The following is a 13,700-nucleotide window of genomic DNA, read 5'->3' as shown; positions in this document are numbered from 1 at the left end:
ATCAAAATTTAGTTAACATTTTTATCAGCTTAGCTATAATACAAAAAATTACTTATATTACACAATTAATACATAATTTATTGAATTGTAAAGTAAAAAAAGGAGTTCGCAATGATGAGATTATCAAAAGTGCTTGTGGTTACCTCACTAGTGCTAAGTGCCATAGTAACCAACGCTTACGCTGAAGAAGCTCTTAAAATGGAGCTGCAGGCAAATAAAATTGTTAAAAACAATCAAGGAAAGTTCACTACAACAGCAGCATCAAATGCTAAATCAGGGGAGGTCGTTCAGTATCGCGCCACTTACACCAATACTATTAATAAGCCTATCAGTGATGTCGCTGTCACGCTGCCGATTCCTGGCAATATGACCTTTAATGGTGTTGCAAATCCTGCAACGGCTCAGGCTACTACTGATGGTAAAAACTATGCTGACATGCCATTGATGCGCAAAGTCGATGGCAAGTTAGTCAAGGTTCCTTTATCGGAATATAAAGCGCTTCGCTGGAATATCAAATGGCTTCCTGCAAATAAGTCTGCTGATGTTTCATTAAATACTGTGGTTAATTAATCTCAACTTTTAGGATAATCGCTTATGAAACCAAACCTACTTAATTATTCTACGCTTAGCATTGGCATTGCCGCAGCATTAGGAGTAGCGGGAACCGCCCATGCAGCAAAGTCTACTGGTGAATCCACACCAACCATTGAAAACGTGGCAACCGCAACCTATAGTATTGATGGCGTAGCCCAAAATGCTGTTGAGTCCAATAAGGTTGTGGTCAATATCACTCAAAGTGGTGCTTTTAGCCTAGAGGCGAAGAATAATGATGGTAATCTGACCGATGATTACAATAAAACGCTAACAGTTACCCCTAAAGGTCGCGTGACTTTTAACCATACGCTCACCAACTCAGGAAACGTTGAAGATACCTATACTTTAAATCTAGCAAATGGTGGCACCATTCCTGGCGTAACTACGGGTGCCGGAACTTACGATTTAGCAGAAACGAGTGTCACCTATACTATTTTTAATAAAGACAGAACTCAAGTCTCAACCAAAACTGTTTCAGGAACCGAGTTTCAAAATACAAAAGTTGTCTTAAAGCCCAACGAATATGTTGATATTGCTGTTGCAGCAAAAACGAAAGGCAACGTTGGCGGATCTTCTCAAAACTTAACCCTAACGGCAACCAGTGCTTATTTTACTGTTGAAGATGTAACTAAGGCGACGCTCACAAATATAAATAACAGTACTACTAAAGTTCCTGTATTTCAAATTACAAATACTGTAAGTAACACGTTAAACCTAAACAATCCAAGTTCGGTCGTCACCTATACCATTAAAATTAAAAACGATAATCGCGCCGATTATGCTGCCGACGCCACAAACATTGTGGTGTTTGATGGTCTTCCTGCAGGATTACGATTAGCAGATGATCCGAAGCTTAGTGCAAGCAATAATGCCACGATTAAGGCGGGCTCAAGTGGTGAAGGTTCAGGAAGTGCTTTAGACAGTATTGAAGTCACATTACTTAATTTAAAAGTTGGTGAAGAGGCTACCATTACCTTTAATGCTCAGCGGGATACGAGCGAGCCTTTCAAAGATCCAAAAAATATTGTTAATCATACTTTGGTATCTTTGAATTTAGGCGAAGGTCAAATCATTTATGATAGTACTGACCCTAACTCAACCCAACAAAATACGGGCGAATTCTATCCTACAACAGATGATAGCGAAGTTATTAATGGCACTGCCAATAATGCCATTGGTGGTGACTCAGCAGCACCATTGACTGCGAATCAGCGGGCTATTGATCTTGGTTTGCCTAGCCGAAAAGAAATCCCTGTGACTACCTCAACCAATAACCAAGTCACCCAGTCTGTAGTGATTACTAACAGTGGTAAAGAAACTGAAGGCGATAAGCCAGGCGAAATCAAATTTACCATTGCGCCAGAGGCGAATAGTAAAGTCACGGTTGTCTCAGGATCAGTCGAGATTATTTATGATCCTGACAACAATCCAGCAACGCCAAATTATACTTATACCATTACCCGTGATATTAATGGGGATAACGATTTAAGTACAGCTGTTCCTAAAAATGGCGCCCCTGCTTGGACAGGAATGGCACCAAACTCTACCGTCACGATCAACTATAAAGTTGAGTCAAAAGAAGCAGTTGTTGGTACAGAAGCGAAGACCACAGTAACTCTTGTAGTAGGCGGCGTTGATGTTCCTACGATTGGTGAGCGCGTAGTGACCAACATCACTACAGTTAAGGGCTTAAAGCTATTTAAAGAACAGGCATTAAATGATTCCTGTTCGGCAACAGCTACCCTTAGCTTTACTGACGCGCCGGTTGCCGCTAAGCCTGGAAACTGTATTGTCTATAAAATCACTGCATTTAATGACTTTTCAGTAGATAACCCATTTACGTTTAGCAATGTAGCCATCGCCGATACGATTGATCGCTTTAAGAATAAAGCGCAAGTGCTCACCACTTCAGACTTTGCCGTTAAATTAGATGATGTTGCTAACAAACAAGCCTCGCCTAATACCAATAAGTACAACGCAACTATCAATGCAACTCAGGTAAGCGGAACAGTCACTAGCCTTGCACCGCAAAAATATGCTGCCATGACGTTTGCTGTAAAAATCAATGAATAAATCCCAAAGCGATGATTAGCCGTAATTCATAACACTGGTAAAGCTATTCATAACTGAAGTTATGAATAGCTTCACTTGATAGATCACAATTTTATTTTATCTAAAACGCAGTTTTTAGATTTGATTGGATAAGCCTGAATGATGATAATTTCTTGCATTGCCAAGCCTATTCGTTTTACTTCTAAAGCAGCAAAGCTTTCAACGTTGAGCGCTGCAGTTTTGCTTATCCAATCCAATCTTGCTCATGCTGACGCTACAGTGCTTCACACCATCGAAAATATCGCTAAAGCGCAGTATCAGGTGAACAATGACGGTTCGTCTTTATTTAAAACCACTTCTAACCAAGTTCAAGCTCAAACCTCAGCTTTTGACAAATATGCTCTTTCTCTAAGCTCTTTTCCAAGACAAACCCTTGCTGCAGGCAGTATTGCCGTTTGGAAAAACACGTTGACAAATACGGGGCTGAGCAATGCTACCGTAGTGTTAAATTTTGATGCCCCAGGAACATTATCCAACTTTGAAGTTTATCAAGACATTAATAAAAATGGAGTTATTGATGACGATGATATTTTAATTGCCCATCGGCAAATTAGGCTTGGACGTGATGAAAGTATTGATCTTTTGATCCAAGCCGTTACTGATAAAACAGCAAATGACGGCGACATCTCCAATATAAAAATTGGTGCAACCGTTCTTGAAGACCCAAATGTAAAAGCTGCTGTTATTGACAGTCTTGTCATCGTTGCTCCTAGCATCAATTTTATGAACGACGACTGGCAAATTAAAAAAGACAACGTTCAGCTTGGCAACAATGTCTTTGTTGAGGCAAGCTTTGCTCAGTGTAACGCCAATCCAAACAAGCCCGATCAAGTTTGGGTAACGATTACTTCAGCGAAAACTAAAGATAAATACTCGCTCAAAGCCATTGAGACGGGTAACAACACGGGTAAATATCGCCTCACGGCATCCACCGAAAATAATGCCAATCCAATTAATGACAATATCATTCAAACCCTCTCAGGCGATACATTATCAGCTAATCTTGAAGCTTGCATTGCGCCATCAGTTGGGTTAGACGAAACACCTAAACCCTCAGATTTGACTTATATCAGCGGCTATAGCGATCAAGTTAATGTCACTAACAATACACCGCAGCTCACGATCCAAAAAGACGCTGACGTTAAAGAAGCCGACATTGGCGATTACGTCAATTACACCATCAAAATCAAAAATGCCGGCGCAGTAACGGCTTACGATGTCAATTTAAAAGATGCCTTACCGCGCGGTTTTAGCTATGTTCCAAGTAGCGTTCACATTGATAAAAAACGCTCAAATGAGTTTAAAGCCGATGGCAAATACCAAGTTCTACAGCTTGGTAAATTAGAATCGGGCGCTGAAAAAAGTATTACCTATCGCGTGCTTATTGGTGGCGCAGCGCTTGGCGGCGACGGCATCAATCGCGCTGTCGCGACCGCTCGTGATGATAAAAACAACACCTTTGCCTCGCTTGAAGCCCAGCGACCTGTAAAGGTTGGTCGCGGCGTGATGAACACCGATGGCGTCATCACCGGTAAAGTCTATCATGACATCAACCGCGACGGCATTCAGCAAAAACAGGACGGCGAGATTGGGGTTGCCGGCGTTCGTATCTATATGGAAAACGGCAACTTTGCGGTCACTGATAGCAAAGGGAAGTTCAACTTTTATGGCGTCAGTGCCAAAACTCACGTCTTAAAGGTTGACCGTACCACACTACCGGAACAAACTGAGCTTGTCACCCAAAGCAGCCGAAACGCAGGCGATGCTGGTAGCCGATTTGTCGATTTAAAATATGGCGAGCTTCACCGAGCGGACTTTGCCATTGCAGGCGGTCTTGGCGACAGCCCTAAACGCTTAAACGATATCCTAGCCGCCCGCGCCCGCTTGGTAAACGCTAAAAATGATAGCCTTGAGCAAGCGGTAAAGCGCGAACTGGCACTTGAACCAGATTATAATCAAAAATCGGACAACATCGACGCCTATGGCTGCAAAAACAACGATGATCTAGAAGCTTCAATGGCTTGTGATTCTGTGATCGTTCGCGATATGGTCAGCGACCGTTTAGCACCAGCTCGATTAACGGTCAATACCATCTTGCCACCAAAAGAAGTTGAGCTTGAAGAAGTCCTCAAAAACGTCTCTGACAACAAGGTGCGTTTTTTAAACTTAAGCGATAATGATCAAGTTGCCTCTTATAAGCAGCTGGTACAAGTTCAAGCGCCGCTTGGTTCAAGCTTTACCTTATTTGCCAATAATAAGATGGTCCCTGCTGAAAAAATTGGTAAAACGGCTGAACAAGACAAGCAAAAAGTCACGGCATTTGACTATTACGCCGTTGAATTAAATCGCGGTCGCAACCTTCTTCGCGGCGTGGCGTTAGATACCAACAATCAAGTCATTTCTGAAAAAATGATCACTGTTATCGCCCCTGATAGCTTACAAACCATCGATTATGAGTCCCAAAAGCAAATCATGGAAGCTGACGGCATCAGCGAATATCAAGTCGTCATTAAGCTTAAAGACAAAGACAATCGTCCATTTATTGCCTCAACCCCGATTACCATTGATACCAATATTGGTCGCATCAACCTTCCTGACAGCAATACCGACCAGGCAGGAACGCAAGTAACGGTCAATGGCAGTGAGCTGCTGATTCCGATCATTGCCCCAAGCGTACCAGGAAAAGGCGAGCTGATTATTAGCGCGGGCAACACCAAAAAGACTATCCCATTGCAATTTACCGCAAAATTGCGACCATTAATTGCCGTTGGCGTGGTTGAAGGCAATATCTCCCTTAAAAACTTTGATAGCAGCAATATCACCAGCGCTCAAGGGGCGTTTGAGCAAGAGCTTCATGAGTTTTCAAGCAGTGATGACTATACTGCCAGTGGTCGCGCGGCAATGTTTTTAAAAGGCAAGGTTCGCGGCGATTATTTATTGACTTTATCTTATGACAGCGATAAAAAAGGCGAGCGCTTATTTCGCGATATCGAACCTGGCGAATACTATCCGGTTTATGGTGACGCCTCTGCAAAAGGCTTTGATGCCCAGTCGACAAGCAAGCTTTATGTTCGCTTGGATAAAGGTCGCTCCTTTGCTATGTTTGGCGATTTAAAAACCCAAATCGACAATGACGATGGCATCAAACTTGGTCAATACAACCGAACCTTAACTGGAATTAAATCGCAATTTGAAAATGACAAAACCAGAATTACCGCTTTTGCTGCCGAAACGAGCGCCTCACAGCGCGTCAATGAGACACGCGGTCTTGGGGTGTCAGGACCTTACCCGCTTGCTGAAAATTTTGACGCCGTTTTTGAAAACTCCGAAACCGTTGAAGTCATCACCCGCGATGCTGACAATCCTGGTCGAATCATCCGCCGCGAAACCTTAACCCGATTTGCCGACTACGACATTGACCCTATCAGCAAAAGCTTGTATTTAAAAGCGCCGATTGCCAGTCAAGACTTTGATGGCAATCCCATTTACCTTCGCGTTACAGTCGAGGTCGATAACGGCGGTGATAAATACTGGGTTGGCGGCGTAGCTGCAAAACAGCAACTGACCAAAAATATTGCCATTGGCGGCAGCTACATCAACAGCGACAACCCGCTCAATAAAGAAGCGCTTGCCAGTATCAACAGCGTCATTAAATTTAATGACAAGCTGAAACTTATCGCTGAATTTGCCAAAAATAAAGCGGAAAATCCCAACTATCAAGCCAGCAACCAAATTAACGCTGATGAGCTGACCGCCAATGATGTTAAAGGTGATGCCACGCGCATTGAGCTGAGCTTTGATGACAAGCAAACCCGCGCTAAAGCTTACTATAATGACGCGGATAAAGGCTTTGTTACTGGCGTCTCCCCGATTACTGCCGGTCGCACAGAATCCGGAATAGACATCACCCACAAGCTTGCCAATGATAAAACCGCGCTCAAACTTGAGGGGATTTACAGCAAAGATCACACGACTGATGCCAGCCGCCAAGGCATCCTTGCCAGTGTTGAGCAGCGCTTAAGCCAAAACATGGTTGGCGAAATTGGCATTCGCCATTACAAACAAGAAGCCAACTCAGCACGTAACACTCAAGGCGCTGTAGTCACTGAAGGTTTAACAAATGACACGACCTATAACAATAGCATTATTAACCAATCTGCATTAAATAACAGCTCTGAGCGTGACATTGAAGGCACCACGGCACGAGCAAGAATCACAGCAAGACTGCCTAAATTTAACAAATCTCTTGTGTTTGCTGAATACGAGCAAGACCTTGATCACAGCAGCCGCAATGCCACCTCCATCGGCGGCGAAACCGCACTTGGCAATCTTGGCAGGCTTTATGCGCGTCATGACTTAATTAACAGCTTGTCGGGGACTTATGGTTTAGATGACACCGAAGAGCGCTCAAAAACCGTTATTGGCTTTGATGCCAATTATATGAAAGATGGCAGCGTTTATAGCGAATACCGCGCCCGCGACGCCATCAGCGCCCGTGAAGCTGAGGCTGCCATCGGTCTTAAAAACAAATGGTACGTTCAAAAAGGTTTAACGCTGAACACCTTACTTGAGCGCATCGAGTCTTTAGAGGGCGAAAAAAATACCACCTCGACCGCAGCAGGCGTTGGCGTTGAATATCTTGCTAATGACAACTACAAAGCCTCTGCCCGCTTTGAAAAGCGTTGGGGCGACGCTAGCGACACCTTGCTTGGTAGCGCCGGCATTGCTTATCGCGTTAACGAGGATATCACGCTGCTTGCCAAAGACATCTATTCCAAAGTTGACTACAATGACGGTCACCGAACCATTAACCGTTTTCAAGTCGGCGGCGCTTATCGCGATGCTGACAGCAACAAGCTTGATATGCTCAGCAAACTTGAATACCGCTTAGATGATAATGCGACTGGCAACGATCCCTATCAAAAAGACGCGCTGATTTGGTCTTGGAGCGGCAACTACCACCCAACGCGACCCTTAACGCTGTCGGGTCATTATTCTGGAAAATATACCAAGTTTAATGCCGACAATATTGAAAGCAATAATACCGCTCATACGGTTTATGGACGCGGGCTTTATGACTTAACGGATCGCTGGGACTTAGGGCTTCAAGCCGGAAGCTACTGGAACCAAGCGGCAGACGATGTAGCTTATATGCTTGGCGCAGAAGTCGGTTATAGCCCTTTAACCAACCTTTGGCTCTCACTGGGCTACAACTTTATGGGCTTTCAGGACGACGAAATTGCCTATGATGACACCACCCAAGAAGGCGCTTATTTTAGACTTCGATTTAAATTTGACGAGGAACTCTTTAAACGCAAACCTTAATTTATTAAACCCGCAATTTGCGTTAAGATAGGTTAAAAGAACGTTATCGTTAAAATAAGGCAGCAGTTATGGCAATTAAAAATAAAAACAAAGCTTTTAAACTCATAAACAAACAGCTTGCCATCGTCATATCAGCCGCTGTTTTTTGCACTCCTGTAATTGCTGCCACACCAAAAGCGCCCTCAAATTTTTATCAACGTGCTGAAACTGGCTATAAAATCGCGCTCATTCAAGATTTAAAGCGCTACCAGCAAAGCGATGACGCGCTTGAACGCTACGCCGCCTATCAAGCTCAAGGTTGGCTGACCTTTGCCAATTATGAGCAAAGCCAAAACCATAAAGCAGCAGCGGCTCATGCTTTTAATAAAACCCAAAAGCTATTTGATCTGCTCAATCAAAATAAAACGGCAACGCTTGACCAAGTCCCTTTTTTGCCAAACTCGCAACCCTTAGTTCGTCCCGATCTGTGGGCAACGCTCAATGCGTTAAAACAAAGCGGCGCTATCGATATTGCCCCGCGTGAGATGGCACTAAGCGAAGTCGCCCTACTTTGGAGTCAAGACAATCAGCGCTATCCTAACCTCATCGGTGCTCAGCTTCGTATGACCGACCGCTGGCTTGAGCAAGCTCGAGAAGCGTTTGTCAACGATCATGAGTCAAACGACAATGTTCGCCTTGAAGAGCTGATCAATACTTATTTTAAACAATATAGCATTTCATCTGACAACAAAAACTAGTTCTCAATTGGTAAAAACTTCCATACAGTTAAAGTCATCAATTAAACCTCCTATTCTTAAATTTTTTGCATAAAAAAACTGGCAGGTCACCAGTTTTTTATTTGTTTTCAAACTTGTCTTATTCAAGCAAACTAAGCGCTTATTAACGGGTTTTACGCGGTAGTTTTTCAGGCAAGTAGCAGCGCAAATAAGCAATCGATGCGGTATTGGCTTCTTGCAGATAGTTATCTGTGATGCTGCCATGATGGCGATAAGATAGCGTGAAAATACCATTAATAATGCTATAAGCCACCAATAAGATATCTTCTAAATCTTCAAATTTTGGCATCTCATAACGCTCATCCAAGCGCTGATAAACCAGTTGAACAATTTGATGATCGATATCTTCACCAAAGCTATCCCCTTCAAAATCAGGCGTGTTGGTGTCATAAATCAATTTGGCTTTGGTTTGATCGGTATGGAAAATTTGCATTGAGCGCTCAATCAGCGCCGTTAAATAACCTTGCCAGCGGTCGTAATCACCCGTTTCAACCGTCGCCAAGACTTCTAAAATCTCAATCGCATTTAAAAATCGTAATGCCAAAAAGATCGCTTCGATATTTGGGAAAAAATGATAAGCAGAAGCACGTGGGATTCCCGCTTCTTCGCAAACATCGGCAAGACTGATATCATTAATCGCCCGAGTCTCACTCAGTTTTTTGGCGCCCATCAGTAGCTTTTGACGGCGAACCCGACCTTGTTGACTGGTAAATTTAAATTTATTGGGAACCAACTTTCGCGCCAGTTCAGAATCGACCAAAACATCTTCGATTTTGTTGTCGTCTTTATAATCGCTCATTAAAAACCTCGTCGTGTTAAGTCTGCTTAATTATCAGACCTCTTGATTACTATTTTGATGCTCGCCCAATATTTTTCATACGGATCACGATAAATGCTACCCCGATCAACACAAAAAAGAAGCATCACAAACACTTGACTAACATCAAGCTTGCCTTATGATTCAAAAAAAACGAATTCATAACTTAATATAAAAATAAGAGATTAAGATATAACAAATTTGCCTATGATTCATAAAGCTTTATTTTAGCGCGTATGATACCATGATCTGTTACCCGATCGGTAATATCCCACTTCAAATGATCATTAAAATAATCAACCTGATCAATTTGACCTTTTGCAAACTTACTGGTGCTTAAAAACTCTTCTGAAACCATCAATTGATCAATGATTTCAGGAACCCCTTGATAAATATGAGAGTAAGCCATCTCTTTCATGGCATCAACCCTTGCTTGAACTAAAGCGGCATCAAACAGCGCCACATCTCGCAAGCTTTTATCATAATTAACTTCACTGGTCTCACTCATCAATTGCGTGGTGACGCTATTGGTCACATCATTCATATCACCAAGCAAGATCAGCGGTTCACGGGTATGTTGAAGCCGGTTAATAATCGCCATCCGAATTGAAGCCGCTTCAGCCGCTCGCATACAAAGGCTTCTCAGCTTTGCCCGAACCCGAATGTTCGGATCATTCAAATCTTCAAGCGGCGCACCTTGATCATCATGCAAAAAATAAGCGCGTTTGCTTTTTAAATGCGCCGTAATGACGGTAATGGGCAGCCCTAACACATCCAATCGCAATAGTAATGGCGGTCGCATAAAGCTTTGATAAAGCCCCACATCGGGAACCTCAATCACCGCTTCTTTGATCACCTCCGTCAGCAAGGTTTTCTCAAGCACGGGAAATCGCGTCAAGATACCAACTGCAGGCGTTTTTTGAGCGCCAAGACCCTGCGTAAATGGACTTTGACGGTCATTACTAGCAAGCGGCGCGATCACTTGATCGGAAGTAAATCCAAGATTTATACCAAGTTTGGTCAAAGCTTCGCTATCCCAAACTTCCTGAACCGCTAAAATATCAGCATGAACGGGCGACAATAACCTCGTTAATCCTGACAGCTTTTTTTGAAATGACGTTTCATCATAAGGCGGCGTGTTCTCATAAAAGGTACGATTTGAATTGGCAAAATTCAGCAAATTTGCCGTGGCAATGGTAAATCTTTTATTGGAAGAATTTGACCATTGCGAGGAATTGTTCTGATTCATGATCTGCCTTTACTATTAGAATGATGTCATTTTTATCAATTTCAAATAAAATAATATATTTTTCTATATCAACATTAAAATTGTGGTTTTATTAGAGTAATTTTAACTCTGCTAGATTTTGATATTAGCCAGCATTTTGTTATTTAATCACTTGACCTTATGATCAAATCTCTAGATTAAAAGCATAAAAAAGCTTTCAAAGTTACCTCTGAAAGCTTTAATATATCATAAACTATAGGATTATTTCCCAAGTTTAGAACTAAAATTTTAATCATTAAATTTGATTAAGTTAATCATATTATTAATAGCAATATTATAAATTTAATCTATGCTTAACTCAGTCATTTAAAAATTATTTATCATTAGTATTAGTTGACAAAGTTAGCTGACGCGATTCCAAGCATCTCGAGAAGCCAATCTTGCATCTTCCCAAGTCATTTTCGATTCTCCTTTTACGTCATCCCAAGAGCGACGAAGGTCAGTTTCGTAATCTTCAAATTGCGCATCTGCCGGATAGCGAGCTCGGTTGGCATAGCCGACTGCATAAGCTGGATGCAAGTCGCGATCAAACTCATACTCTGGTCTGTTGTAAGCGGTATTGGCATATTCCGCGCGCCAGTAAGCTTCTTCACGCGTTGGGTCAATAGCTTCTGCTGCGGCATGACCAACGCCTCCGCCAACGATCGCACCAATTGCGCCACCAATGAGCGTTCCTAACGGTCCTGCGGCAGTTCCAATAGCAGCGCCAGCTGCCGCACCACCTAAACCTCCAATTCCTGTACCCACTGGATGCGATCCTGGCTCACCAGTAATGACATCGGCATTTAAATCTTTTTTAGTTTCGTGAGTCATGTCTTTAACTTCACTGCGGTTAATACCATCATAATTGCTCATTATTTTATCCTTATTTTATTTATTAAATTATTTATAATTTATTGAATGTTTAAATTAATTATCAAAATTTTTATAAAAATAGATTTATTTATTTTTAAACTAAACCATGAATGAACTATGGATTTAATTATTTGATAATTAATTGCCGATTGTTTTAATTTTAGGAAATAGGATCCTTGATGGCTACTCAAATTCTGTAAGTCTTGTTACGATCATGAACTTGATAGGTTACAGTTTGTATCAACATTTGCTTGATTAAAAAATTAATTCCTTAAATGATTTACGGCTTTGAAAAAATTAATAAATTAAAGTGGCATCAATGCTCGGCTCAACGCCGATTGCCATTTATTAAGACAATGATTTCGTTGATCGTCACTCATTTTCGGCTCAAAAATGCGCTCAACTTGCCAAGACGATTGCAGTATGGCGTCGTCATAAAGCTTGGTTTTCATTCCGGCAAGTAAGGCGGCGCCTTTGGCAGTAATTTCGGTATCTTTGGGTCGCAATACAGGAACGCCGAGCAAATCAGCTTGAAACTGCATGAGCAAGTCATTGTTTGCCGCGCCCCCATCAACGCGAAGCTCAGTTAAGGGCTTGGGGCTGTCTTTTTGCATGGCGATGAGCACATCATAGGTTTGATAAGCAATGGCTTCAAGGGCGGCGCGAGCAATGTGGGCTTTGGTGGTGCCGCGAGTCATTCCGGTGAGAGCGGCACTGACATCGGAGCGCCAAAACGGGGCACCAAGCCCAGTAAATGCAGGTAACAAAACAACATTTTCGCTACTATTAACTTGCTCGGCAAGCGCTTCTATATCGCCGCTGTTTTTAATGATGCCAAGGTTATCGCGAAGCCACTGAACGATCGCACCTGCCATAAATACGCTGCCCTCTAACGCGAAGCTGACTTGTCTTGCGGACTGATTTTGATTGGGATTTAATAGACGCTTTCCTGACTCAACCAACACGCCAAGCGCATGACTCTCGGATTTCGTTGCGGGCATTTTTCTTTGCCAAGCTACGGTAGTCAGCAGCTCATGCTCGCTCACTTTCGGCGCATTGCCAATATTCATCAGCATAAAGCAGCCTGTGCCATAAGTATTTTTTGCCATTCCGGCTTGAAAGCAGTTTTGACCAAACAGCGCGGCTTGTTGGTCACCAAGAACAGCTTGAATGGGAATGGGCTTGGCAAAAAGTCCGGCTTTGGTTTTGCCAAAAAGTGCATCTGAAGGCAAAACTTTAGGCAAAATGGCTTTGGGAATGTCAAAATAAGCGCAAAGCTCATCTGACCATGTAAGTTTATGAATATCAAACAATAAGGTTCGCGAGGCGTTGGTAATATCAATAACGTGATTGCCACCGGTTAAATTAAAAATCAGCCAGCTGTCAATCGTTCCCACTGCCAGTTGGTTTGAACCAAGCCGAGATTTGATATCGGGATTATTTTGGAGCAGCCAAGCGATTTTGGTGGCGCTAAAATAAGGATCTAAGCGCAGTCCGGTTTTGCTTTGGATATCTTTTGCGCTTAAGGCAGTTTTGGTTTGGGTCAGCGGCGGATTTTCGATCAGCGTTTGGCAAAGAGTTGCTGTGCGCCGGTCTTGCCAAATGATGGCAGGAGCAAGCGGTTTTCCGGTACTTTTATCCCAAATAACAATCGATTCGCGCTGATTGGTGATGGCAATGGCGCTCACATCGGTGGCTAAAAGCCCTGCTTGGTTAATCACATCATGAGCACAGCTGAGCTGCGATTGCCAAATTTGCCGCGCATCTTGCTCAACAAAATCGGCTTTTGGCGTCATTAAGGTCGTCGGCTTTTGAGCGATGTTCATGGGGCGCGCGTGATCGTCATACAAAATCGCTCGGCTTGAGGTCGTGCCTTGATCAAGCGCTAGAATATAACCGCTCATGTTGGCTCCTTGATTATTATTTAATGACT

The 13,700-nt window shown here is 42.8% G+C and carries 8 protein-coding genes; 4 read left to right on the top strand and 4 right to left on the bottom strand.

Features of this window, described 5'->3' with window-relative positions; genetic code table 11:
• Positions 1–114 precede the first annotated feature (114 nt).
• The 4 genes from HF322_RS00110 (at position 115) to HF322_RS00095 (ending at position 8,768) form a co-directional block, all read left to right on the top strand.
• Positions 115–570, top strand: coding sequence for a hypothetical protein (locus tag HF322_RS00110; RefSeq protein ID WP_258192766.1), 456 nt, complete (start codon positions 115–117; stop codon positions 568–570).
• Positions 571–594: 24 nt separating this feature from the next.
• Positions 595–2,667 carry a hypothetical protein gene (locus HF322_RS00105; protein WP_169391372.1) on the top strand — a complete coding sequence of 691 codons (2,073 nt, stop codon included), beginning with the start codon at positions 595–597 and terminating at the stop codon, positions 2,665–2,667.
• A gap of 138 nt (positions 2,668–2,805) precedes the next feature.
• Entirely contained in the window at positions 2,806–8,031 is a 5,226-nt protein-coding gene (locus HF322_RS00100) for a DUF11 domain-containing protein (protein ID WP_223193106.1), read from the top strand.
• Positions 8,032–8,099: 68 nt separating this feature from the next.
• The gene (locus HF322_RS00095) at positions 8,100–8,768 is read left to right on the top strand and encodes a hypothetical protein (protein WP_169391371.1); all 669 of its coding nucleotides are present in this window, start codon (positions 8,100–8,102) and stop codon (positions 8,766–8,768) included.
• 142 nt (positions 8,769–8,910) lie between these two features.
• On the opposite strand, the gene HF322_RS00090 is transcribed toward HF322_RS00095, so the two are convergent.
• The 4 genes from HF322_RS00090 to glpK all read right to left on the bottom strand — a co-directional run bounded on the left by HF322_RS00090 (position 8,911) and on the right by glpK (position 13,671).
• The gene (locus HF322_RS00090; protein WP_169391370.1) at positions 8,911–9,606 is read right to left on the bottom strand and encodes a TetR/AcrR family transcriptional regulator; all 696 of its coding nucleotides are present in this window, start codon (positions 9,604–9,606) and stop codon (positions 8,911–8,913) included.
• 223 nt (positions 9,607–9,829) lie between these two features.
• Positions 9,830–10,873, bottom strand: coding sequence for an endonuclease/exonuclease/phosphatase family protein (locus HF322_RS00085; protein WP_169391369.1), 1,044 nt, complete (start codon positions 10,871–10,873; stop codon positions 9,830–9,832).
• 381 nt (positions 10,874–11,254) lie between these two features.
• Positions 11,255–11,767, bottom strand: a complete 513-nt coding sequence (locus HF322_RS00080; protein ID WP_169391368.1) for a glycine zipper domain-containing protein — start codon at positions 11,765–11,767, stop codon at positions 11,255–11,257.
• A gap of 305 nt (positions 11,768–12,072) precedes the next feature.
• Complete coding sequence (gene glpK / locus HF322_RS00075; RefSeq protein WP_169391367.1) at positions 12,073–13,671, bottom strand: glycerol kinase GlpK; 1,599 nt, start codon at positions 13,669–13,671, stop codon at positions 12,073–12,075.
• Positions 13,672–13,700 lie beyond the last annotated feature (29 nt).

The organism is Psychrobacter sp. MF31 (assembly GCF_012847335.1).
Classification (GTDB): Bacteria; Pseudomonadota; Gammaproteobacteria; order Pseudomonadales; family Moraxellaceae; genus Psychrobacter.
This window is presented reverse-complemented; position numbering and strand designations above follow the sequence as displayed.

Coding starts and splice junctions, on each gene's coding strand:
- HF322_RS00110 (WP_258192766.1), top strand. CDS start 115: ATGAGATTATCAAAAGTGCTTGTGGTTACCTCACTAGTGCTAAGTGCC.
- HF322_RS00105 (WP_169391372.1), top strand. CDS start 595: ATGAAACCAAACCTACTTAATTATTCTACGCTTAGCATTGGCATTGCC.
- HF322_RS00100 (WP_223193106.1), top strand. CDS start 2,806: ATGATGATAATTTCTTGCATTGCCAAGCCTATTCGTTTTACTTCTAAA.
- HF322_RS00095 (WP_169391371.1), top strand. CDS start 8,100: ATGGCAATTAAAAATAAAAACAAAGCTTTTAAACTCATAAACAAACAG.
- HF322_RS00090 (WP_169391370.1), bottom strand. CDS start 9,606: ATGAGCGATTATAAAGACGACAACAAAATCGAAGATGTTTTGGTCGAT.
- HF322_RS00085 (WP_169391369.1), bottom strand. CDS start 10,873: ATGAATCAGAACAATTCCTCGCAATGGTCAAATTCTTCCAATAAAAGA.
- HF322_RS00080 (WP_169391368.1), bottom strand. CDS start 11,767: ATGAGCAATTATGATGGTATTAACCGCAGTGAAGTTAAAGACATGACT.
- glpK (WP_169391367.1), bottom strand. CDS start 13,671: ATGAGCGGTTATATTCTAGCGCTTGATCAAGGCACGACCTCAAGCCGA.